Here is a 23,862-nt window from a genome sequence, read left to right as displayed (position 1 = left end):
AGACAGCTATCTTAGATAACTGTCTCTTCATTGAATCCAATTTAATTATTTTGAAAATCTAGCATACCCCAAGAAATGCTTTTGAGTGTATGGACTGTTTATCTTACTTTTAATTACACCTGTTGTCGTATCCGCTGCATGAATATATTCACCATTTCCTAAATATATTCCTAAATGAGAAGGACCAACTTTATATGTATTCTGTAAGAATACTAAATCTCCTGGCTGAGGATCATTTATTTTAGTAACCATGCCCCAGTATCCTGCAACACTTGTTCTCACAATGTTATATCCATTATTTTTAAACACGTAATAAATAAAGCCACTACAATCAAAACCATTTGGTCCTGTCCCAGCTTCAATATACGGCTTTCCAAGTTGTTTTAAAGCTAAATCAATTACTCCAGAAGAACCAGAGTCTGTTTGGTTTAGGTTCATCCACTTGTCGCCTTCCCATGTTTTAATCTTCAACCAGCCACTAGGTGTCCCATCTATTACTCTAAAATTCTGTGGACTATATAATGCTCCAGCGTTTGCTTTTCCTGAACTAAATGAAGGCTCGTTATACGCATAGAATGATTTTTCTATGAACCTTTCTTCTCCATCTAGATTCATCCATTTCTCGCCTTCCCATGTTTTAACCTTTAACCATCCATTAGGTGTCCCATCCACAACTCTAAAGTTTTGTGGACTATATAATGCTCCAGCGTTTGCTTTTGTTGCATTAAATGAAGCTTCGTTATACGCATAGAATGATTTGTTTATGAATCTTTCTTCTCCATTTGGATTGATCCACTTATAACCTTCATAAGTACTTACCTTCATCCAGCCATTTTCTTTTTTTTCTACTACTCCCCAATTTTGCGGGTTAAATGGTGCTCCATAATTTGCTTTTGTTGCATTAAATGAAGGCTCATTATACGCATAAATCGTTTTGTTGACAGTAATTTGTTCAGCCGTAGGATTCATCCACTTGTCGCCTTCCCACGTCTTAATTTTTAGCCAACCATCTATTGTTCCATCTACTATTCTAAATGTTTGTCGCCCGTACTTCGCTCCGGCATTCGCAACCTTTGATGAGAGAGAAGGTTCATCATATGCATAGAAATCTCCCATGACACGTTCTTCCCCATTCAAGTTAATCCAAACTGGACCTTCCCATGTTTCAATCTTCCACCAGCCATTATCTCTTTTTTCTACGACTCCTACATTTTGAGCACCGTACTCTGATCCACCATTTGTTTTAGCTGAAGTAAATGACGGTTCTTTATACCCATAGAATGATTGATTTACGTATTCAGAACTATTAGCAGCGTGAGCTACCATACTAAATGTCGAGATAGATAGAATAAAAAACAATAAGATTCCTATACTTTTCCTAAACATAAAAATATCCTCCCTTATATTTTATCTAACATATAATTTTCAAAGCTAAGAATAGATATATCCTATTTAATTATTTCAATTTTCACTTTTTTACGCCCCCATTCACGTGCTTGCTTTTCTGTAGGAAACAGAACATCAATTTTATTGCCTTTTATAGCCCCACCTGTATCTCCAGCAATTGCTTCACCGTATCCTTCAACACGAACCTTCGTTCCCAGTTTAATGACTTTAGGATCAACTGCAATTAACTTAATGTTAGGATTTTTTCCTATATCTATTCCAAACGCTGTAATTCTTTCATGTGGTGGACTACCTTCTACACTGTATGCAGTAGCTTCCACGTAGAATTCTATACCTGTAGCTTCCGCACTTAAATTAACCCACTTGTCGCCTTCCCATGTTTTAATCTTTAACCAGCCACTAGTTGTCCCATCTATTATTCTAAAATTCTGTGGATTATATAATGCTCCAGCGTTTGCTTTTCCTGAACTAAATGAAGGCTCGTTATACGCATAGAATGGTTTTTCTATAAACCTTTCTTCTCCATCTAGATTCATCCATTTCTCGCCTTCCCATGTTTTAACCTTTAACCATCCATTAGGTGTCCCATCCACAACTCTAAAGTTTTGTGGACTATATAATGCTCCAGCGTTTGCTTTTGCTGCATTAAATGAAGCTTCGTTATACGCATAGAATGATTTGTTTATGAATCTTTCTTCTCCATTTGGATTGATCCACTTATAACCTTCATAAGTACTTACCTTCATCCAGCCATTTTCTTTTTTTTCTACTACTCCCCAATTTTGCGGGTTAAATGGTGCTCCATAATTTGCTTTTGTTGCATTAAATGAAGGCTCATTATACGCATAAATCGTTTTGTTGACAGTAATTTGTTCAGCCGTAGGATTCATCCACTTGTCGCCTTCCCACGTCTTAATTTTTAGCCAACCATCTATTGTTCCATCTACTATTCTAAATGTTTGTCGCCCATACTTCGCTCCAGCATTCGCAACCTTTGATGAGAGAGAAGGTTCATCATATGCATAGAAATCTCCCATGACACGTTCTTCCCCATTCAAGTTAATCCAAACTGGACCTTCCCATGTTTCAATCTTCCACCAACCATTATCTCTTTTTTCCATAACTCCTACATTTTGAGCACCATACCCTGATCCACCATTTGTTTTAGCTGAAGTAAATGACGGTTCTTTATACCCATAGAATGATTGATTCACGTACTCAGAACTGTTAGCAGCGTGAGTTACCATACTAAATGTCGAGATAGATAGAATAAAGAATAATAACATTACACCCCTTTTTAACATATACTCTCTTCACTCCTTTTCGAATAATCTCATATTGCGCTTATTACATTAACATATTTTTCTTTATTTTTCTATATTTTTACTATTTAAAACCTATTTGATATTCCTATCTCATTCCTATAATAAGAAAATAGTTTTTACTCTAATATAAATATTTACAGTTTAATAAAAACAAAAAAACCTGCTTTAATACAGGAGATTTTGATGTTATTTCCACTCTACATATTTAAAACTCTGGCGATTTGACGGGCTTTGGAATTCTCAATATAATAATGCATTTCTAACCCTTTTCTTTCTGCACGAAGTACGGTTCCTCTCAATTTTGATAAATGTTGTGAGACCGTAGATTGCGGAAGATTTAAAATCTCTATTAACTGTGTAACATTACATGTCTTATGGTACATTAACTCATTTACAATTTGTAGCCGTACTGGATGTACCTTCGCCTTTAATACCTCTACATCTTCTTCCAAGATTTCTTTTCTCTCTTACTTTTCTTTTAACTCTAACATTTCAAATTCCCCTTTATTATTTATTTCTATTTTCCTATTATCTCTATACATAATTACTTAGATATTATTCCCTTTTTGCCTGTTAAGAAAATATATTTTGATCAAATTTTCAAATCAAAAAAAGGTTATTTTTACAGAAATTATAATAATACATACTACTTGAATCTCAATAAATATAAATTAACAGAATATTACGTCTTATATTGATAAATGCTATTAAATAGATTTTGATAGAGGAGGTTTCTGATATGATACTAATTGCTGAATAATATCTTTGGAGAGGATGAAATTGAACAATGAATGTTCATATACAGGGGAACAAGCAAATAACTCATTTATTAAATGAATGGTATCAAGAAATTAGAGCTAGGCATGTAGACGCCGCTCAATTACTTAAACAAGAAATTGAAAACAAAATTCATAACATAGAGGAAAATCAAACTATATTATTATACTACTCACTACTAGATTTTAGACATCAATATTTAATTGATAGCTTAAGTATTTCTAAAGATAGCTTTAAACAAAGTGATGCTTACAAAACTCCTACAGACGATTTCCTTTCATACTATTATCACTTCTTTAAAGCCATTCATTCCAATGTTACCGGCAATCATAGCCTTGCAAAAATACATTACGATAAAGCTGAATACTTATTAGAAACAATTCCTGATGAGATTGAACATGCTGAATTCCATTATGAGTTAGCCATTTTCTATTGTCATACACATAGATCAATTTTATGTATTAATCATGTAATGAAGGCTAAAGATATATTTTCAAAGCATCCTGGATATGAATTAAAAGTTGCCTTCTGTAATAACTTATATGGATTAGCATGCACTCATTTAAAGGAATGGGAATTAGCTGAGGAACACTTTATCTCTGCTATGGATACATTCCAAAAAGAAAATTTAGAATACAATATTTTAATTGTTCGTCACAATCTAGGGTTTATGTACGCTACACAGAATCTATCTGAAGTAGCATTACGATATTTATCTGAAGTTAATCAGAAGTTACCTAGCGATTATAAAGCTGTATTCATTGAAGCTAGAGAGCATTATAAATTAGGAGAACATGAAATTGCTCAAGAATTAATAAAAAAGGGCCTCCAACTCTCTACTCAATTGGGAATTGAAGGTTATATTCATCACTTTAATATTTTAGAAAAAATAAATCTACATAGCTGTGCTAATGATTTAGAAAAAGCTGTTTTAGAAGGAATTTCTTATTTTGAACGAGAAGAACTATATGAGTACATAAATGAATATACTGAAAAGTTAGCAACCCAATTTTACAAAGAAAATAATCATAAAAAAGCCAGCTATTACTTTTATGAAGCTAGTAAAGCCAGTGAAAAAAACTTTAAAAAAGGAGCATTAAAATGAAAAAATTAGCGGTTAGCTTACTGGGTATCTTAATTGTTGTAACAGTAACTTTTGGATCAAATTCTTCAACAGGCTCTCAAAGTACCATAAATGTTATTAAATATTCACATGGACATACTGGATGATGAAAGGAAGGCTTATACCTTCCTTTTTCTTATATTTTAGAATTCAATACGTATCCCCTCCTACATTTATTTATAAAAATTTAAGAAATAAATAATTCAAAAGATAAAATAAAAATACTATAATTAAAAACTTCCATTTGTTTCTTTTCGTTGGTTTACCAGCATGTTGTATATAAAAAAACAAGGAAATAACTGCCATTGAAATTAAAAATATTTGGTAGTAATCCATCATCTGTAATAACCCCTCCATACAAAAAATAAGAAGTCTCTTTTTAAGAGACTTCTTATTTTTAATACAAACGACATACATAGGATAAACATACACAATAAAGTCAGGATGATGTACTTTATTGCCTTTTTATCATAACACATAATTTATAATTTTTGTTTAATAATCCCATATTATGAAACTTTATCAACCTTAAAATGTTTCATAATAAAAAATGAATACAGATAAAATTAACAATATATTCACTTGATGCACATGGAATACGATCAAAAGATGTAAAAAGACAAGAACATGTTTTACTTTTTCATAATTGTTTTTTTAAATTACAATATTTATATGTAATACAAACTGTAGAAATAAATTCGAATATCGGTTCAAACATTGATTAACTTCTTCTGAACTCATATGTGTAGCTGTATTTGCATAAAGCTGACTAAATAATTAAGTAACAGAATCGCTTGTTCCTTCTCGACGAGTCCAGATACATAAAAACGTCAAATCTCGTGCGCCATACTAACTTTTACGGTTTACCAAATCTATCTCTTATTCAAGTATTTGAAGATGGGTATGGCTGTAGTTCTTTAGTGAACAAATGAAACTCATCCTGAATTGATGAATTCATACAAAACGCCATCCTTTCTGTATATTTCTACAAAAAGAATAGCGTTTTTTGTTTTATGGATAAACTTTTTAGGTTAATAGCGACGTGCTATAATCCCCAACCATTTGTGTAAACGATTAATATCCCCAAATGTCTACTTCAGCTGCTGAAGCAAATCCATTCTGTCCATTCGTTACTTCTATTTTTACATACTTTGCAGTAACTGGGTTAAATGTTGTCGTTTTCTTATCACTATTATTTCCCCATGTTCCTGATGATGCTTTTTCATATTTAATACCATCTACACTTGTATAAATACTGTACCCTAAAATACGGCCGTTCTCCGATCCATCTTGTCTTGGAAGATAATCCACTTTTGAAATTGTTTGATTTTTGTCAAGTTCCAATGTTAAATTGTATGGATATTGATTTGGTGTCCAACTGCTATGCCAAAATGTATCTGTTTTCCCATCAATTGCTTTACTAGCTGAACCACTTGCTTCCTCACTATTTGCACTTGCTTTCATTGTATTTTTAGGCAATACGTATGGTTTAACAGATGGAGAATCAGTTAGAATATCTACTTCAGCTGCTGAAGCAAATCCATTCTGTCCATTTGTTACTTCTAATTTTACATATTTTGCAGTAACAGGATCAAATGTTGCATTTTTCTTATTACTATTATTTTCCCACGTTCCTGATGATATTTTGTCATACTTAACACCATCTACACTCGTATAAATATTGTAAGTTAAAATACGGCCATTTTCTGACCCATCTTGCCTTGGAAGATATGCCAATTGTGAAATGGTACGTGTATCGCCAAGTTCCAGTGTTAAATTGTATGGATATTGATTTGGTGTCCAACTACTATGCCAAAATGTATCTGTTTTTCCATCTATCGCCTTACTAGCTGAACCCGTTGATTCCTCACTATTTGCACTTGCCTTCATTATTTTTTTAGATAATACAGCAAGTGGTTTAACAGGTTTAGCATCCGTTGCTTCCCATATAGGTGCAATTAATGTCGGGTTATTTAAAGCTTCTACTTTTTGTCTCGTTTCTTGTGTCGCTTTCAATCCCCATTGATCAAAAAATGGTAGTACATTTTGTTTTGCTACTTTCGATGTATTGTAAATAAAAGCTTGTATTTTATCTTCGTCTGTTTTTGGAAGTTGATCCTCTGGTATCTCACGATATAATTTGTGAAGATTTGGATAAAAGTCATCCCCATATGCCAAATGAAGCTGCCAAAGCATAACAAGTTTTACAAACAGGTCATCAATATTTTTATATTCTTTATTCGTTTGTTTTAAATAAGCAAAAGCCCTATTATAATCTCCCTCTGTATCTAAACGTGTTGGTTTATTTGGATATGTTTTCTTGAATGCAGCTAGAGAATATAGATTAACAGTTACTTCACCCATACCTCTTAAATCATTCCACGTCCACGGATATTGTTGTCTTGCATGTCCTGCTTCATGCATTTGTCCCCATCCAAACTCATTTACATTTAAAGTACTTTTGATTGCTTCACCAGCAGTTGTAAAGACGGCCCCATCCCAACTTGCATACATGCCCCAGCTTTGTGCATTAGGGTTTTCTACAAAGTTCCAAATACGACGAGTTGAACGATGTAAAGGATTAGGTTCTATTTCAGATAGCCCCGATATCTTGTCTTGCGCTCGAATCATTTCATCATATTTATTTAATAGTGGCACAGGATCTTGATTTACAATATATTTATTGGCACTATCACGAGTTACAGTTAGTACTGCTCGTTCTGATTTCAATTGTACCGCATGTGCATCTGGATAATTGCTCATCATGGCAATCCAGTCTTCTTTTGTGTGTTTCCCTAATACAAAGAAAGGAATAGGACTACCGCCTTGCGTTACCTGCACCTTAACTGTTCCTGTGTTTTGAAAATTATCTAACCCTAATACGCCGCCGTTTGGTGAAGAGATGGTATTAGACCCAGGAGAAAGATCAATTTCTTTTCCCCATTCTTTATCATATTGATGTGTCCCAATAATGGCTCTAATCTTTTGCGTTCCTGATACTGTAATAGTAACCTGTTCATTAGGTTTCACATAAATGCCTGTTGGCATATAATTTTTTTGTTCACCTCTTTTTTCTCTTTTTGCTTCATCTGAAAAACTGCCTGTACCTGGAAGATCAAACTCTCTTTGTTCAAGTTGAGTTGCAGTTTGTGCAGTTTCAGCATGTACAGCTAAATTATTTGTCATAATAGGTGCAAATAAAGTAGTAGCTAAAATAGCGGATGTCGCAAACACCTTTATAGTTTTTTGTAATCTATCACTCTTTCTTTTGTTCATATAAATCAGTCCTTTCGTTCAAATTCATTATTACTTACATACGAAATATCCGCTTTCTCACTAATTTCAAAAGTGGATTTATTAAATGTACACGTATTTTAAACAATGCTGATTATATTTTTGGATGAGTATAATAACACTTCAAATTCTTTTCCTAATTAATCTAGAGATACATTTCCTTCATTGATTTTTTAAATCACTCCTCTAAATAAGAATTTAAGATAAATGTCCTGTCTCAAAGATCCTTTCCTAAATTTGGTATTACGGATTAAGTATAATTCGAAAATAAAATTATACAATTGAGAAAAATAAAAATACTAAAAATTCACATACACGTAAAGTTTTTAATATTTACTGAAAAATAATATGTTATATGAGGATTAATTTAATATATTTGGTGTTAAAAAATATTTTTAATAGAGGATTGTTCATTTCCATTCAGAAAACTCCACCTTGTTGTTTTCAAATTATGAAGTCCCCACTTTCTAGTTTTTCTACAAAAGATATAAAGTTCATTTACAATCTCATTCATGATTTTTTTAAATTCCCCTTCCATTCTCCATTCCTGTTAAGAAGACTTCAAAACTTGAATAGATTACCTTATATCGCTACTTAGTGTATGCAAAATTACATACCATCCCCCATTGAAAATAGTTCTCATTGTAACTATAATGGTTTCAGGGATTGAAATTTTCACTTTCGTTTCAAATCTCACAATATATTAAAGGAGGAAATACTATTATGAAAAAATTGATTTTAGCAGGGGCACTAGGAATTGCAGTATTTTCAGGTATGAACTTACCAGGGGCAGAGGCATCAAAAGCGAGTGCAGCTACTACGAATTTAGAAATTCAAGAAGTCACAAAATACTACTCTATGAGTTCCTATGAAGTGTCTCAAAAAGAATCATTTAATCTTAAAAAAGGGGAAGAACTTACAGTCTTTGTACAAAATTCAGGGTTCCCAATTTCTTATACGGTCTTTGATGCGGATAATCAAGTAATTGGCACATTCAATGCTAATTCCCCATATGGTCGCGTATTTAAAGCGCAAAAAGACGGTAATATTTCTGTACAATTTCAAGCAGGTGTAAATTCTACGTACATGAAGAAGATGAATTTTACAGCTAAATTTGCTGTTTCTAAACTTAACCAATAATAAAAAATGTAACGATCCTCTTTAAAAACAAATTAAAAAGGTATATCCCTTCAATGGGATATACCTTTAGTTTTAGTGAATTTTATATTGACCAGATAATTGCTCTTGCGCCATACGAACTAAACGTTTTGTAATTTCTCCACCTACTGAACCATTTGCTCGTGCAGTTGAATCCGGTCCAAGTGTAACACCAAACTCCTGAGCAATTTCATATTTCATTTGTTCAATTGCACTTGCTGCAGCTGCTATTAAGATTTCGTTTGAATTATTATTTTCGCGAATTTGCATTTTTTAAACACCTCCGTTGAATTTGGTAATATCATGCTCTATTTCCAACAAAATATACAAAAAATTATTCGTTTAGCTATTTTACATATATACCTAAGCTTTCATCCCTTATGTGGGAATAAATAAAGGTATAGGTCATACCCTATACCTTTACCTATACCTTCTTCTATCCTACTTACTTTTAAATCCCCCTATTAACTCCTGTAACTCTTGGGAGAGCCACTTTAAAGAATTTGCTAACTCTGCAATATCTTGTACATACAGTTCTTGCTCTTTCATACTTATCTTCACATTACTACTGCTATTCACATATGTATTTGCAATGTGTGATAATTCATTTACAAACTGAACAATAGTTTGATTATCTTTTAGAATGTCACTTGAATGATTCGAAGTCACTTTAATTTGATTTGTAACAGATTGTGCAGATTCTGAAATCTTTTCAAAGAAAGCACCACTACTTTGAACGAGTGTTATTCCTGATTCTACTTCCTTTGAACTCTTCTGTATGGATCTTACAGCTCTCTCTGCTTCAGCCTGGGTTTCACCAATTAATTTAGCTATATCCCTTGCAGATGCCTCGGTTCTTTCCGCTAATATACGTACCTCTTCCGCAACACATGAAAATTCTTCCCCCATCTCTCCAGCACATGAGGGTTCAGTAGAAGCATTTAAAGCTAATGAATTTGTTTGATTTGAAATGGTTGTAATTACAGTAAGAATTTCATGAATTTCCTTAGATCGTGCTTCTAATGCATAAATACTAGAAGATACATCCTGAACTGTATCTTTGATTCTTTTCATTTGATTCACGATTTGCTTAATCAAATCTTTTCCCTCTACAGAATGCTGTTCCATGTCTTCCAAATCATTGCCAACTTGTTTTGCAGTTCCTTTAATTTCTTGCATCTTACTTTCCATTTTTTGAACAATCCCTAAACATTTTTGCACTACATATTCATGAGAATGTGCTCCTAAATTTAATCCTGTAATAGCACTTGCAATTTCTTTAAAGGCTATGCTATTCTCTTTTGTACTTACCGACAATTCCTGTGAAGATGTCGAAACCTGTTCAGCAGTCTGCCTTACTTTATCTATAATCCTATTAAACTTTTTAATAGTGTTATTAAAATAGATATTAGTTATCCCTATATCATCAGATCTTTCATTCAATTTAATACTTAAATCCCCTTCACCAACTTCACGTAACCCTTCTTGTAAATCCTTTAAAGGCGATAGAGAGTTTCGTGAGATAAATATTTGAATTGTAATTGCGATAGTTAATGAAATTATAATAAATAGTAAACCTTGTATCATAAAGTCTTTCTTTGTAAGAGGAATAACAGAAGCTTCCAAATCCGCTGCAACAATTGCAATTATATTTTTATTTTCATCTGTAACTGGCTCTAAAATTGTTACCCAGAACCCTAATTCATCTTCATATACTTCTGTCATTTGTGCCTGTTTCGTTTTCATTACTTTATCATATGTTTTCATCCAATAAGTAGGCTGCTCATGGTATTCACCTGGTTTTACAGAAACAGTATTTGCTAATTGTGTATCCAAAGCTACTATTTGTAATTCAGCTTTATCATTTAGCTTAGCTCCTGTAACATATGTTTGCCCAACACTTTTCATATCTTTTATTGATTTATCTAATTGCTCTGTCAATTTTTCTTTCTTCACTCTTTGAGCTGTGGGGTCTTTTGCTACATCTCTTACTATTTCTAGATCTAATTGATTTAATACCGCATCACCTGTTTCAAAAGACTGCCTCTCAAATATAGACATCATACTATTTTGAAACATATTAAAACTTAACGCTCCCATACTTCCAACAAGGGTCAGAATTACTAATACCGTTAGTAATACATTTTTTTGAAGCAACGATAGCTTATGCCAATATTTTTCCATTGATTTCACCTTTCTTATTTTCAACAATATAAAAACAAAGTAGTAACATATTAAGAGGTTCACTTTCTGTTATTAATTTAAACTTTAAAATAGCATACTAATCGTTCAACCAAACGTTCCATTTTTTTCATTTACAATTGCATCTTTTATATGTCCAGCTGCTCCTGGAAATCTATTAAAAGGAAGACGCAATACTTCTACCACTTCATCTTTTCTATTTGTACTGATTTCTTCTAAATCGATGATATTAAAGGATTTGCCTATAATAATTGCTATAATGTTTAACAGACGACTAAGAATATTTAAAATTCCATATTTATCTCCTAAAGATTTTCAAATTAGATTTGTTACAGTACCTTCAGCGAGGATTTTTTATAATATCGTTAGTTTTAAATAAAGATAAGAATTTTTAAGAGCCTCATCTTTAGTTATTTTTATTTTGCAGAACAATAAAATCCGAAAGTTTAATTCAATCTCCTATTTTATAACTTTTTTCCTTATTTTTCTATAACATTATAATATTTACCTGTACAATCTGAACTTGGACTCTTTTAGCCTTTACCCTTCAATTGTCTTAAATTCATATGAGGTAGCGCAGAAAGTAAATTTTTAATAAAAAACTTTTGTATTAAAAAATGCAAAAATACATACTCCTCCCAAACTATATGCACTTAAATATTCATATAGTAAAATAAACAGTACAAACGTGTCCTATACAGCATATTTCCTTAACGGGCTTGATATTATATTCATCATACAATTGGTGTGACCTTAATATCTCACTTAGCTCTTTAATATTTTAATATTAACAATATAGTGTTAATATATCCCTACTTTATCGCTACACCTACATATAAGCCAAGAATTCAATTACAGAACGGTTTTCATCAATAGTAGACAAAAACATGTCAAACAAAAAGAGACTCAATTATTTATTACTTTTCGTATTAAAAGATTATAGGAGAAATATATATGCTCAAAAAAATAAATAGATTTATGTTTGCTTTGCCTACAATTTCTTTTATTTTTCTTATTTTATTAGGATCATTTTTATTTGTAATACCATTAGATCTATTCTTACCTGAAATACAAAAAAACCTAATAACAGAAGCACCTCTTATTCTTCAAGTTTTATTAGGGGTATTAGCGGCACCTATATATGAAACAGTAGTTTTTCAAGTATTTTTATTTTGGCTATTAAGTTGGATTCCTTACATTAAAAATCGCGATTACCTTATCATTTTAATAGCTTCAATTATATTTGGATTAAATCATCAATATGGAATCACTTATATAGTTGGTACAACGATAATTGGTCTTTTATATAACTATGCTTATTGGATATATAAAAAAAAGAATGAAAAATATCAGGTTACCATGTCTGCTTTTGGGGTTGTTTTTTTGATTCACTTATTACATAATTCTGTTGCTTTTATAGCTTCAAATTTATCATTTTAGCAAGAAGACTCCTTCCTCAAGGAGCATAAAGGGTCAAAAAGCCAATTAAATAAATGCATTTGCTTGTCCGATGGGGTGTATTTTAGAGTATGCAACAACGGATCATGAAGGATATCATCAATATAAAACCACCCCAGAAGACTACGCTGTTTGTCTGCTACGTGAGGTATGTTTTTCAAAAAAACAAAAAGTTATCACTCATCATATATGGGAGAAATATAAGGATATCGCTAGAAAAAACAAACTAACAGTTACAGGGAAAAAGTTTTACAAAGTACGCCGTTCAACTATAGAGCGAAGCTTTGCGGACGCCAAAGAACTACATGGCTATCGATTTCGGGGGCTGAAGTCTGTCCAAATGCAGGCTTATCTCACCGCAACTTGTCAAAACATGAAAAAAATAGCCCTCCATCTGACCAAAAAAGGTCTGGTGGCGGGCTATTTTTTTGAAACTCTATTATTTTATGTTGTTTTTATTCGCTAAAATCAAAAACAAACTCATCTTATGACCGCGTTTCTTCTTACGAAATTAAGTAATTGTTTCAATAGCTGATTTTTTAGTCATAGAATTACTTTCTCTCTCAGCTTTACTATTCTGTTCTTTCGCCTAAAATTCCAATATCCCCATTACTTCCTTCGTAAATAGTTTGAAATCAGTTAAATGTTTTTCAATAATTTGACGAACAATATCTAAATTTACACTTTGATAATCATGAACGGCAATATTACGAAATCCAACCATCGCCTTTAACTTATTTGCTAGATCAGCACTAAGTAATCCTGCTGTAACCAATAAATCAAAGGCCTCTCGACTAGATTGGGGTAGTCCTAATTTTTTACCTGCAACAATATGCATTGCTAAATCAATACTCGCTTCACAAGCTCTTTGTATATTCAATATTATTGAATCTTGTTTTGTAAAGTCCTCTAAATTTTCAGGGTCATTTCCATACACATCTTGGATTCTTTTTATACAACGCTCTATTGTAGAAATTTTATTTAAAATAACCTCATTCTTCATATATAGAACCTCTTTTCTTTATATCATCAAATACTATCTGTCTTTCTTCATTCAATTTTGAATACATTTTTAAGGTTTTCATTTCAAAAATGATTTTCCGTTCTTCATCAGAACAAAATATTGTCTTTCCTGTATGTATAATCTGAGCTTGAAAAACTGTAGAAGCTTCGGATAAATCAACTAAATCAACATCTCTATGAACAATGTTAGCTAACTCCTGTGCTAATAAAAAACGTTCATAGTTCCCTAAATTTGTGTCACTTACATAAGCTATATCAATATCACTATCTTCTCGTTCTCTGTTCTCAGCCGTTGATCCAAACACAATTATCCAATAGGGATTCACCGTCTCTTGTAATTTTTCTATAATAGCTGTTATCATGCTTTGAAAAATCATTTAATTAATCCCCCTTATTTTACTTGAATTTTATTATATCATAACCAATCATAAATCCTTTAAACGACTATAAATACGTAAACAAAATTAAGCTTTTTTAGTACTTAACTCCTCACAAAATCACAAGCTTATTTCTGACCTAGAATTATTATAGTTCAGGAGTAGATATATTGTAGCTTTGGATCTTAAATAATTGTTAATAATCCAACACTTGCCTGTTAAATGCCTTTTATATTTTCTTCCTGCAAAAGTAAAAGACTGACAATAACTGTCAGCCTCTTACTTTAACAACTCTAAAGAACTTTAGCATATTTCACAATATACATTCTAATAGTTTGAGGATATATTGCTCTTACAAAGCATTATATATTAATCCACCTTTAATTTTTCTTTTACCTTTGTAGGGAGTTCGTCTTTTTTAACTTCTTCCCAAGATTTCACACCTTTTTTCTCAGAGTAATATATACGTAAAAACGCTTCTTTACGAAGGTTTTTTAACGCTGTAAACTCCATTTCTTTCTCTTTACCATCCTTATCAAATCCAGGTAATTTATATTCGTAAGTCGTATCTCCATTTACATTTTTCTCTTTTAATTTTTCACCATCCTTGGTAATTTGCACATAATATGTATCTGTACCAAGACGATTTAAATTACACCCGGATAACAACACAGTAAACATCACAAAAACGCTACACATAAGCACTATTCGTTTCATATTATTCACCTCATATCTTTTCTCATAAAAATTATATCCTAATCTATTGGCTGCCAAAATTTATTTCCATTACGCTAACATTACGTTTTTGTAAGGTAGTAAAAACAGCTTAAAATAAAAAGGATATAAATTCATATTTCTATTGAATTCATATCCTTTGTTCTTATTGAGTAAACTGTTTTGCCCCATGCTTAATAGGAGGTATTTCTATTATTCTGGGAAAATAAAGCTAGAGTCCTCTTCACCATTAGCGGTATCTTCTTTCGGGAATGTAATAGTAGATCCTTCATTTCCCTTATTCCCTTTATTTATTTCTTGTTCCTCAGGAAATACAATGGAAGAATCATTACTTAAGTTTGGTGAAAAACCAAGTTTAGACAAAATGGCTTTTAAGTCAGGTAAAACACCAATTTTATCAGAAGTTGGATCATTAGATTTCGTTCCGGTGCTAGAATCACTTAAAATATCCCTAAGCTGTCTTGGTGTATATACTCTCCCCTGATTATTTTTTGCAATTCCTTGAATTGATGCTGCAGCACCAGCAATAATAGGCGATGCACTAGATGTTCCAGCAAAACTAGATGTATATAGATTTGTTATAAATTCACTTGGTTTAGCATCTGTAGTATCTACTGCATTCCCCCATCCATACACATCCACTCTACTACCGTAATTAGAGAAATATGAACGCTTATGAGGAACCCTTGCAGAAGCTGCCCCAACCATAATTGCCCCTGAATCTTTAAAATCAGGACTATTACGATTTAAAACTTGTTTACCATTACGGTCTCTAAATTGATCCAAGTCATTTCCGCCGTTTGCACCTGCTTCAATAATAATAATTCCCTTATTTGTTCCCATACGAATTGCATCAAATATGTCTGGTTTTACTTCCACAGGAAAATAGTTCTTATCTCCATATCCATCGTAAGTTGCTTGTGCCTCTAGTAAAAGAACATCTCCAGCTTGCATATTGTTAACCGCACTTAAAATAGCATCAGCTGTATTATAATTTCCGTTATCCCTAATCTGGGATACAACCTTTACCTTAGCTTTCGGTGCGATTCCAATTCCACCTATGTTATTATCCTCTGCCGAAACAATCCCTAAGACTGAGGTACCATGATCATGGTGCTCGCTTTTATTCTGTCCAGATATTAATTCAATCTTTTGATTCACTAAATCCTCATGATTAAATAACCACCCATACTCCATATCTACGAAAGTAGTTCCTTTTCCATCTCCACCTTTTATGCTCCAGGCATAAGGTGCATTAATTCCTAATGGTGCTGGTTCAAGGTAACCTTGTCTTGTAAGTCTAGGCTCATCATATGGATTAACAGATAAATTTGGCAAACGCTCTGCTGGTGGCGCCTCTTCTTCCTGTAAATACGCCGTTTCAACAAGAGATGATTTTTCAATTTTTGTAAGTAATGCTTGTACATCAATATCATCTTGAGTTTCTACAATATAATAGTTTAACAAATTAGAAGAAATTTGATCGGAATCTTTTATTTCTTTACCAAGATTTTTAATTTCTTTAGGATTTAAAGAATTAAAAAGTCGATTTATAGTTACATTTGGATATTCAGCTAAAATTCCAATTAATTCAGGATCTTGTTTTTCTTCTTTAATGAATTTTTCTATTCCATCCTGATATGGTAAATTCGCTTCATTTTTAAATTTCAAAATTAATTGTTTAGTAACTTGCTTATGTACAGTAGAATTCAATTGCTTATTTGAATAATTGTAAGTAGCTGCATAAGCAACTTCTGATTTTTCATTTGGTAGTAGTCCGCCCACCCCATTAAATGCTGTTAATGCAATTGAAGAAACTAGAATTCCCTTAAAAATTTTCAAAACGTGCACCTCTTTTTATTAATATATAGTTATAAAAAAATGTATATTACCTAATTTCTTTTTATACAAACGTTTTATATGTAGGACTATATTTTCAACCCCATTCATTTTTTAATATTTGTTTATACATCATTAATACAACCAATTCATACCAACAACTTTATTAATTCAGTCGCACAACTGTAACTATTATAGTTACACCATTACGAAATAGTCAACCTTAAATGCAATTTTGCATGTAAAATCATACATACTTCTACCAACTTCCCCCCAATTATTTCAAGAGAAGTTGAACTTCTATCATTTTGAGTAATTGCATATATATAATATAAAACATATAAGGGGGGTTAAAACGTGGTAATCTCAAGACAAGATTCCTGGACTGATGATAACGATTTACTTCTCGCATCAACAGTACTTCAGAATATTCGTAACGGTGGAACACAGTTAGCTGCATTCAAAGAAGTAGCAAAACTACTAGCTAGAACACCAGCAGCTTGTGGATTTCGTTGGAATTCATATGTGAGAAAACAATACCAAGAAGAAATACAACAAGCAAAACAAGACCGAAAAATGGGAAACAACATTCCCCTCTCCCCATCAAAAAAAGAAAACAACTCTTTATCTATTACATTAGATGATATTATTCTTTTTCTACAAAATTATAAAGATGTGAATGAATTGACAAAGTTACAAAATCAAATTGAAGATTTAGAAACAGACAATCAATCTCTTCTACAACGTATAACTATGTATGAAGAAGAGTATCGTATGTTACTGAACCATATCGATAAGACAAGAAATTTAATTGCAGTGGATTAAACAGCATAACTATATTGACTTTCCAGTAGGATCTTTGCCCGCCAAAACCACCATCAATAAAGAAAATTCAGACTATTATTAGTGACAATAAGTAAAATACACATACATAATGTATGTGTATTTTACTTTGACTATTATTAAAAGAAATATTTAATCTATGTTACATCTTTTCTAATATTTCTTGTCTTTCACACCATTTCGTTAACTTTTCTAACGCCTTTTTAGATAAACGTTTTGTTTTATAATTACAAAATCTAGATAATGTCGATGGAGAAATACTCATTTCATCTGCTATTTCACGAATGCTTACCTTTTTTTCATTGTGTACTTTCAGTATTTGGTCACGGATCTTTTTCTCTATTTGTTCGACTGATTCTACAGTCTTCTTTATTTCTTTAACAACTGTTACTTCCGGTAATTGCTCTTGTGGTTCCTCTATACTCTTCTTTCCTATTACCCTATCCATTGACTGTAGCATTTCTTCAGGTGGTAAAATCGTTATTCCTAAGTTAGTGTAATAATTTTTAAACCAATTACGTTTCCCAATTTGTTGTTCATCAAGTGGATCACTATACTCCCAATGAGAGATTACTTTTTCATTTTCTAAATCCATTAGAACATTTTCTAACTGTTCTCTAATACGATTCGGCTTCCAATCTTTTGGGATATCCATTACTGCTAGTAGTCCTTTGTCCCCACCTATAGAATATGGCTTTTTCAATGATGAATACATTTGTCTAATTCTCCATTGCCATGTTAAGTATCGAATTAACCTTTTATGATATTTGTGTCTATAACTATTGTATTCAAGTGCTTTTTTAGACAATAGGGCTGTTGTATTATTTGATCCATACAAATAATTAGTTAAAAAGCTACCCGGCTTAATACGACAAGATTCAATGCCCATGTATTCATTAGTAACACTATGTCTCCATAAAACAACTGAATCTAATACAAATAATCTTTTGATAACTTCACGCTTTAATTCTAAACGTTCCCCATCATCATCACGATCATTTAATACAACGACTTCATTATCATCATTTAAATAGATAAAAATACTTGCTAAAGCTGCAATTCTCTTTGCTATCTTAATTTTATCTTCTGCTCTATAGTATTCTTTATTTTTAACAACTGTTTTTGGAATGTTGCACATTTCTAAAACTTGTTCATAAGAAAAGTCAATAAAATCATCTGGAGATTTTGCTTCATTGATCCACTGTATTGTGATTGCATCTAAGCAATCTGCCGTTAAATCATCCATATTACTCATTACGTCATCTACAAGGGTATTCCATCGGGCTGCTTCTTCTATATTAGTAAGTCTTAAATCTTCATCTTTGTGTGAAGAAAGCTGAGCTACACCAGTAGAAGATTTTGTTTCAATAGGATATTGTAAAACTTTACTCAATTCGTCCTCTTCAAATTGATTTTTTGCAATCCCATCTCTTAACTTATAATAAACAGCAGAGTTATTTACCTCATAATAATCCTCATGGTTTACTATGCTTGTCTCTTCTATATTTTGATCATTTTCTACTATTATGGAACTTGAAGATGCTACATTTTGAAATTCTTTGTCTATAAATCCTTCAATTTCTTTATATATTTCTTCCTTATAGGAATCAATTTTGGCATAAATTTGTACTAATGTAATTCCGGACTCTTGCTTTTTCTCTAACCAAGATACTAATGCAGTAAATGATGGAGAAGCATGGGGTGATGTGAGTACTTTATTATTATTGTTTTCAACATCTTTAAAGTATGCATTCCACTTATTCCATACTTGCTCGTTAGTTTTATAAATTGGCTCAGAGATTAACAACGCATCTCGAAACATTTGTAATAGGTTATCCACTTTCTTTTCCTCCCTAAACCATGGATCACAATAAAATAATTCTCAGTATAAAAATCTTAACCACTATTATATTTAATTCATTGTAACAGATATTTACAAATTTTTGTTTCTTTCTTTCCCTATTTCTACTTACTGCATTTCTTTTGCGCCTTGCTTGCCTTAACTCCTCAACTTGCAACAGGTTGCTCTTCCTCTTACCTATTTCTACTTACTTACATTCCTTTTGCGCTTTGTTTGCCTTATATTTCTCAACTTGCAACATGCTGCTCTTTCTTTTCACTATTTCTACTTCCTACATTTCTTTTGCGCCTTGCTTGCCTTAATTCTTCAACTTGCAACAGGTTGCTCTTTCTCTTACCTATCTCCCCTTACTTACATTCCTTTGCGCTTTATTTGCCTTAACTCTTTAACTTGCAACAGGTTGCTCTTTCTTTTCACTATCTCCCCTTACTTACATTCCTTTGCGCTTTATTTGCCTTAACTCTTTAACTTGCAACAGGTTGCTCTTCCTCTTACCTATTTCTACTTACTTGCATTTCTTTTGCGCCTTTCTTTCCTTAACTCTTCAACTTGCAACATGCTGCTCTTTCTTTTCACTATTTCTACTTACTTACATTCCTTTGCGCTTCATTTGCCTTAACTCTTTAACTTGCAACAGTTGCTCTTTCTTTTCACTATCTCCCCTTACTTGCATTTCTTTTGCGCCTTTCTTTCCTTAACTCTTTAACTTGCAACATGCTGCTCTTTCTTTTCCCTATTTCTACTTACTTGCATTTCTTTTGCGCCTTTCTTTCCTTAACTCTTCAACTTGCAACAGGTTGCTCTTTCTTTTCACTATTTCTACTTACTTACATTCCTTTGCGCTTTATTTGCCTTAACTCTTTAACTTGCAACAGTTGCTCTTTCTCTTACCTATTTCTTTCAACTTGCACACTTTTTGCGCTTTGCTTTCCTTATATTTCTCAACTTGCAACAGTTGCCCTTTCTCTTACCTATTTTTAATCAACTTGCAACATGTTTGCGGTATCCTTTCCCTATTTCTTTCAACTTGCAACAGTATAATTTATTTCTCAACCAAGTAATTTTAAAAAAATCATATCATTTTAAAGTTTTTAAGCTATTTATCTCATATTTTTAATAAGTTACATACATAATATGCAACATGTTTGCGGTATCCTTTCCCTAACTTCTTTACCATTTTCAATGTAATCCCTTATATACCAATGGTTTAGGTACTTTTCTATTTACTTTTATACATATTAACCAACTTGCAACACGTTTGCGGTATGCATGCCCTTATTTTTCTCACAAGATGCAACACTGTTTGCGGTATCCTTTCCCTACGTTCATTCTATAAATGCCAACAATTCCTTTTATATCAATGCTAATTATTACAATTTATTTTTAATGATTGCATTCACTAACTTGCAACATGTTTGCGGTATCCTTTCCCTAACTGCCCTGCCACTTTCACTCTAATCCTTTATATACCAAGGGTTTAGGTGCCTTTTCACTTACCTTTATACATACCACACAACTTGCAACACGTTTGCGGTATCCTTAACACAAAAAAAAATCATGAAATTCTCTTATCCCTTGATACCACTAGCTTCATAAGCTGTTGCAAGTTGCTATTTTTCTTCTTAAAGGAGCACCTTTCATCATTTTTCGATTTGCTATAATCAAAATTGGTATATTTTATAGTATTTTGGCATATATTTCTGAATTTGTAGAACGGAGGTGAAAAAGATGGGGAAATCATTTGTGATACGTAATCAACGTAGCTTAAATGGGGAAACAACAAACGCAGTTTTAGTAACACTCAAATCTTGGCAAAAATTTGTGGAAACATTTGAGGAGAAATACTACAGCTATAAAGATACATATTTGGAAGATATTCTGCAGCACATGACATACGAAGATCGCATTGCTGACGTAGAAGGCTTTGTCGAAAAAGCTAAGCCATCTTTTTCACGTCGCGCAATGTCTACACTTGCAGAAAAAGCGGGAAGAAAGCATAAATTATACGGCATTACAAATGCTGATCTAGAAGTGTTCTTATATCTACATAAGAAATGCTTTACTAATGGTGTTATTCCCAATGTAACAATACATATGATGTGGGAAGATTACAAGCAATATAAAGAAGAGCTTGCATACATTCAGCATTCTCAATTCTATATCGCTTTGAAAAAGTTAAGCTTACATAACATTATCTCTATTGAAAATGGCTTAGATGGCCGATATACAATCAAACTGACTCATTTTATGAACGAGGAAACAGAAAAAGCAAATCCATACGTATATATTAGTCCTGTTGTATTTACAAAGGCTTTCTTTAAACTATCTGTAGCGGCTAAGAAATTATTCTTAGACATTGCGATGCAACAACATACAGAAACAACATTAAAGCGTTCTTTGGACAAGCAGGACGAAAGAGGAAACAAAACTCACTTCGGTGGGATGTATCGTTTCTTACATAAAAAATATCCGCATCAGATTCGTGCGGTTATCGAGGAATTAACAACTGCATTACCATGTACGGGGAATCCCCTATTCAAAATTTGCAAAATGCAAAAAGGTGTAAAGCATACAAAACGATATACAACATTATATCTGTCTATCCATTCAGACTTCTTATGTTCGAAAGAAGCTGGAGAAGAACAACATAGAGATCCATTTACACCAAAAGCTACCTATGCTCGAAAAGCGAAATTTATCGAAGCAGTCCTACAAGAGATGAATATCGGTGAACTGTCTGCAGACATGAATAAATTCATTCATGTATTAAAACATACTTGTCACCGTCAAATTCGCAGTGTCATTCGTGGACTACGTGACATGGTTGATCGAAAAGAAGGATATCCAACGAAAATTGTATATACATTGAAGAAATTATTGCATCAAACATCTCAATATCAAATTCTCGATACAGCAGCAAAAGAAGGTATCTACCCTCTTATTGCGCAGCATATACCAAAAGAGAGAAATAGTGACCGTGAGCAAGCTGTGTTTAATTTCGGTTTACATTATTCTATGTACTCTCTTCACAACATTAAGAAGATGTTTAAGAATGTGCATGCACTACTGAAGCAGAAGTTTGCAGTACCAGTGACGGAAGAGTCTTATCACCGTAATTATCTAAAATACCAGGAAGAAACATTATTTAGAAAATATGCATATGATCAGGGTGTTAATCTCCATGCATATATCGCTTTAGAAATTGAAATGCGTGAAAAACTAAAAGTTCGTGGTCATAAAGAACGCACGATTCCAAGTGATGTTCGTGAATGGTTTATCGAGGCAATTGATAAGCTGCCACAAGAAAAACTTCGTGTTATTGAACTACCAAAGCAGTTTAATTTACTAGAGTTTATGCGTACCTTCGAACGTTTAGTACGTGCTGGAGTAACAATAACAGCTCCAGATCAGGTGCTACACGCAATGGAAACAAAATAATAGTAACGAGCTCTCTATTTTTGAAAAAATCGAAAGTGGAGGGCTATTCGTGTTTGTTTTATTAACACCCCTTTCTACTACTCTATTTATAAATACCAAATCGGAAGGACTTCATGTAAAATGGAGTCTTTTTTTATGCACTTCTATACAAATTCAATTCTAGCAATATATAACTCTCCACATAACACTAGGGAGTATTCTTTTAATGTATTAAAACCTATCTCATAATACCTACAAAAAATCAAAAGGAAAATTATAAAAATAGTGGATATGCGGACAAATAAGATTCAATGTGAATATAATCTTTCACAAATCATTGTAATTACTAATGTTGTTGTATATATCTAATAAAAATCATCAATAATAATGTGAGTTATGTGGAAATACTGAGTAATGTTAACAAATAGTAGCCTAATCTGGATAAAATGTGGGTAATTGAACGCTAGATACTTCTGTATTTAACAAAAGAAAGAAAATAAAGCCTATTTCCATAGTTGGATAAATATAAAGTGATTTGTATCAATTTCTTTCCGATTTCATGTAGAAACATGTGATTCCCTTTATGTTTTTTTGTAGAATTGATAGTCTAATAATCATTGAATTTCCGGATACATTTTCTACTATTTATGATTTTTTACGTTCTAACAGCAAATTTCCCCTTATGGGAGTAGATCTTTCCCCTATTTTTGATAACCTATAATAGTTTTATCTTTATTTCTTTTTAATATATAAGATATATATTTATAATAGATTTTTTTATTACTAGTATGATTGTTAATAAGATGTCTGACCTAATTGAAAATATTTGTAAAATCCGTTATAATAATGGTAATTAAACATATCATTACTCCCATGTAAAAAGACAAATCTACGAATCCTTATTAGGACGAGATTTGTCTTTTTGTCATTGAAAATAAAAAACAACATATCAAAAAGGAAAAGGGTTGTTTGTCCGTTTTCCTTTTTGATATGCCAGCAACCGAGCGTAGCAAAGGGCGGTAG

At 32.3% G+C, this 23,862-nt stretch carries 17 protein-coding genes and 1 pseudogene; 7 read left to right on the top strand and 11 right to left on the bottom strand.

The window, feature by feature from the left end:
• Positions 1-45 precede the first annotated feature (45 nt).
• The 3 genes from ACTFRM_RS19470 to ACTFRM_RS19460 form a co-directional block, all read right to left on the bottom strand.
• Positions 46-1,386, bottom strand: coding sequence for a C40 family peptidase (locus tag ACTFRM_RS19470; RefSeq protein ID WP_440043502.1), 1,341 nt, complete (start codon positions 1,384-1,386; stop codon positions 46-48).
• A 62-nt stretch (positions 1,387-1,448) separates the two neighbouring features.
• The gene (locus tag ACTFRM_RS19465) at positions 1,449-2,711 is read right to left on the bottom strand and encodes a 3D domain-containing protein (protein WP_322372706.1); all 1,263 of its coding nucleotides are present in this window, start codon (positions 2,709-2,711) and stop codon (positions 1,449-1,451) included.
• Between the two features lie 218 nt (positions 2,712-2,929).
• On the bottom strand, positions 2,930-3,184 hold the full coding sequence (locus ACTFRM_RS19460; protein WP_000390683.1) for an ArsR/SmtB family transcription factor: 255 nt from the start codon (positions 3,182-3,184) through the stop codon (positions 2,930-2,932).
• Between the two features lie 335 nt (positions 3,185-3,519).
• On the opposite strand from ACTFRM_RS19460, the gene ACTFRM_RS19455 reads away from it, so the two are divergent.
• Both ACTFRM_RS19455 and ACTFRM_RS19450 read left to right on the top strand, forming a co-directional pair.
• Positions 3,520-4,614, top strand: a complete 1,095-nt coding sequence (locus ACTFRM_RS19455) for a Rap family tetratricopeptide repeat protein (protein ID WP_001100607.1) — start codon at positions 3,520-3,522, stop codon at positions 4,612-4,614.
• A complete protein-coding gene (locus tag ACTFRM_RS19450; RefSeq protein ID WP_000732002.1) occupies positions 4,611-4,739 on the top strand; it encodes a hypothetical protein in 129 nt (42 codons plus the stop codon). The genes ACTFRM_RS19455 and ACTFRM_RS19450 overlap by 4 nt, the downstream gene beginning before the upstream one ends.
• Positions 4,740-5,706: 967 nt before the next feature.
• Here the strand turns inward: ACTFRM_RS19450 and ACTFRM_RS19445 are convergent.
• Complete coding sequence (locus ACTFRM_RS19445) at positions 5,707-7,908, bottom strand: M60 family metallopeptidase (protein WP_440043500.1); 2,202 nt, start codon at positions 7,906-7,908, stop codon at positions 5,707-5,709.
• Positions 7,909-8,649: 741 nt separating this feature from the next.
• Here ACTFRM_RS19445 and ACTFRM_RS19440 point away from each other — a divergent pair.
• Positions 8,650-9,066 carry a hypothetical protein gene (locus ACTFRM_RS19440; protein ID WP_000733523.1) on the top strand — a complete coding sequence of 139 codons (417 nt, stop codon included), beginning with the start codon at positions 8,650-8,652 and terminating at the stop codon, positions 9,064-9,066.
• Positions 9,067-9,138: 72 nt separating this feature from the next.
• Here the strand turns inward: ACTFRM_RS19440 and ACTFRM_RS19435 are convergent, their stop codons facing one another.
• Positions 9,139-9,354 carry an alpha/beta-type small acid-soluble spore protein gene (locus ACTFRM_RS19435; RefSeq protein WP_001167047.1) on the bottom strand — a complete coding sequence of 72 codons (216 nt, stop codon included), beginning with the start codon at positions 9,352-9,354 and terminating at the stop codon, positions 9,139-9,141.
• Between the two features lie 171 nt (positions 9,355-9,525).
• On the bottom strand, positions 9,526-11,268 hold the full coding sequence (locus ACTFRM_RS19430) for a methyl-accepting chemotaxis protein (RefSeq protein WP_440043499.1): 1,743 nt from the start codon (positions 11,266-11,268) through the stop codon (positions 9,526-9,528).
• A gap of 972 nt (positions 11,269-12,240) precedes the next feature.
• On the opposite strand from ACTFRM_RS19430, the gene ACTFRM_RS19425 reads away from it, so the two are divergent.
• A complete protein-coding gene (locus ACTFRM_RS19425; protein WP_440043498.1) occupies positions 12,241-12,726 on the top strand; it encodes a CPBP family glutamic-type intramembrane protease in 486 nt (161 codons plus the stop codon).
• 49 nt (positions 12,727-12,775) lie between these two features.
• A pseudogene (locus tag ACTFRM_RS19420) lies at positions 12,776-13,210 on the top strand (transposase); the annotation flags it as partial.
• A gap of 123 nt (positions 13,211-13,333) precedes the next feature.
• Here the strand turns inward: ACTFRM_RS19420 and hepT are convergent.
• The 4 genes from hepT to ACTFRM_RS19400 form a co-directional block, all read right to left on the bottom strand.
• Positions 13,334-13,747: a type VII toxin-antitoxin system HepT family RNase toxin gene (gene hepT, locus ACTFRM_RS19415; RefSeq protein ID WP_000787540.1), complete on the bottom strand. Its 414-nt coding sequence runs from the start codon at positions 13,745-13,747 to the stop codon at positions 13,334-13,336.
• Entirely contained in the window at positions 13,737-14,144 is a 408-nt protein-coding gene (gene mntA / locus ACTFRM_RS19410; RefSeq protein WP_440043497.1) for a type VII toxin-antitoxin system MntA family adenylyltransferase antitoxin, read from the bottom strand. Before mntA ends, hepT begins: the two co-directional genes overlap by 11 nt.
• A 369-nt stretch (positions 14,145-14,513) precedes the next feature.
• Positions 14,514-14,861: a YxeA family protein gene (locus ACTFRM_RS19405; RefSeq protein WP_000822914.1), complete on the bottom strand. Its 348-nt coding sequence runs from the start codon at positions 14,859-14,861 to the stop codon at positions 14,514-14,516.
• A gap of 210 nt (positions 14,862-15,071) precedes the next feature.
• Positions 15,072-16,721 (bottom strand): S8 family peptidase, encoded by a 1,650-nt coding sequence (locus tag ACTFRM_RS19400; protein ID WP_324657073.1) that lies wholly within the window; start codon positions 16,719-16,721, stop codon positions 15,072-15,074.
• A gap of 354 nt (positions 16,722-17,075) precedes the next feature.
• On the opposite strand from ACTFRM_RS19400, the gene ACTFRM_RS19395 reads away from it, so the two are divergent.
• A complete protein-coding gene (locus ACTFRM_RS19395; RefSeq protein ID WP_000237079.1) occupies positions 17,076-17,543 on the top strand; it encodes an RsfA family transcriptional regulator in 468 nt (155 codons plus the stop codon).
• Between the two features lie 160 nt (positions 17,544-17,703).
• Here the strand turns inward: ACTFRM_RS19395 and ACTFRM_RS19390 are convergent, their stop codons facing one another.
• Complete coding sequence (locus tag ACTFRM_RS19390) at positions 17,704-19,401, bottom strand: helix-turn-helix domain-containing protein (protein ID WP_000369392.1); 1,698 nt, start codon at positions 19,399-19,401, stop codon at positions 17,704-17,706.
• A gap of 1,749 nt (positions 19,402-21,150) precedes the next feature.
• Between ACTFRM_RS19390 and ACTFRM_RS19385 the strand changes: the two genes are divergently transcribed.
• Positions 21,151-22,860 carry a hypothetical protein gene (locus tag ACTFRM_RS19385; RefSeq protein WP_000520259.1) on the top strand — a complete coding sequence of 570 codons (1,710 nt, stop codon included), beginning with the start codon at positions 21,151-21,153 and terminating at the stop codon, positions 22,858-22,860.
• Positions 22,861-23,862 lie beyond the last annotated feature (1,002 nt).

Source organism: Bacillus cereus group sp. MYBK227-1 (genome assembly GCF_051916325.1).
GTDB classification, from domain to species: Bacteria; Bacillota; Bacilli; order Bacillales; family Bacillaceae_G; genus Bacillus_A; species Bacillus_A cereus.
The sequence above is the reverse complement of the archived record's forward strand: the minus strand, read 5'-3'. Positions and strand labels throughout refer to the sequence as shown.

What these genes read in the sequence shown, in the direction of transcription:
- ACTFRM_RS19470 (WP_440043502.1), bottom strand. Translation starts at nt 1,386, where the DNA reads ATGTTTAGGAAAAGTATAGGAATCTTATTGTTTTTTATTCTATCTATC.
- ACTFRM_RS19455 (WP_001100607.1), top strand. Translation starts at nt 3,520, where the DNA reads ATGAATGTTCATATACAGGGGAACAAGCAAATAACTCATTTATTAAAT.
- ACTFRM_RS19430 (WP_440043499.1), bottom strand. Translation starts at nt 11,268, where the DNA reads ATGGAAAAATATTGGCATAAGCTATCGTTGCTTCAAAAAAATGTATTA.
- ACTFRM_RS19465 (WP_322372706.1), bottom strand. Translation starts at nt 2,711, where the DNA reads ATGTTAAAAAGGGGTGTAATGTTATTATTCTTTATTCTATCTATCTCG.
- ACTFRM_RS19385 (WP_000520259.1), top strand. Translation starts at nt 21,151, where the DNA reads ATGGGGAAATCATTTGTGATACGTAATCAACGTAGCTTAAATGGGGAA.
- ACTFRM_RS19435 (WP_001167047.1), bottom strand. Translation starts at nt 9,354, where the DNA reads ATGCAAATTCGCGAAAATAATAATTCAAACGAAATCTTAATAGCAGCT.
- ACTFRM_RS19440 (WP_000733523.1), top strand. Translation starts at nt 8,650, where the DNA reads ATGAAAAAATTGATTTTAGCAGGGGCACTAGGAATTGCAGTATTTTCA.
- ACTFRM_RS19425 (WP_440043498.1), top strand. Translation starts at nt 12,241, where the DNA reads ATGCTCAAAAAAATAAATAGATTTATGTTTGCTTTGCCTACAATTTCT.
- ACTFRM_RS19445 (WP_440043500.1), bottom strand. Translation starts at nt 7,908, where the DNA reads ATGAACAAAAGAAAGAGTGATAGATTACAAAAAACTATAAAGGTGTTT.
- ACTFRM_RS19405 (WP_000822914.1), bottom strand. Translation starts at nt 14,861, where the DNA reads ATGAAACGAATAGTGCTTATGTGTAGCGTTTTTGTGATGTTTACTGTG.
- hepT (WP_000787540.1), bottom strand. Translation starts at nt 13,747, where the DNA reads ATGAAGAATGAGGTTATTTTAAATAAAATTTCTACAATAGAGCGTTGT.
- ACTFRM_RS19450 (WP_000732002.1), top strand. Translation starts at nt 4,611, where the DNA reads ATGAAAAAATTAGCGGTTAGCTTACTGGGTATCTTAATTGTTGTAACA.
- mntA (WP_440043497.1), bottom strand. Translation starts at nt 14,144, where the DNA reads ATGATTTTTCAAAGCATGATAACAGCTATTATAGAAAAATTACAAGAG.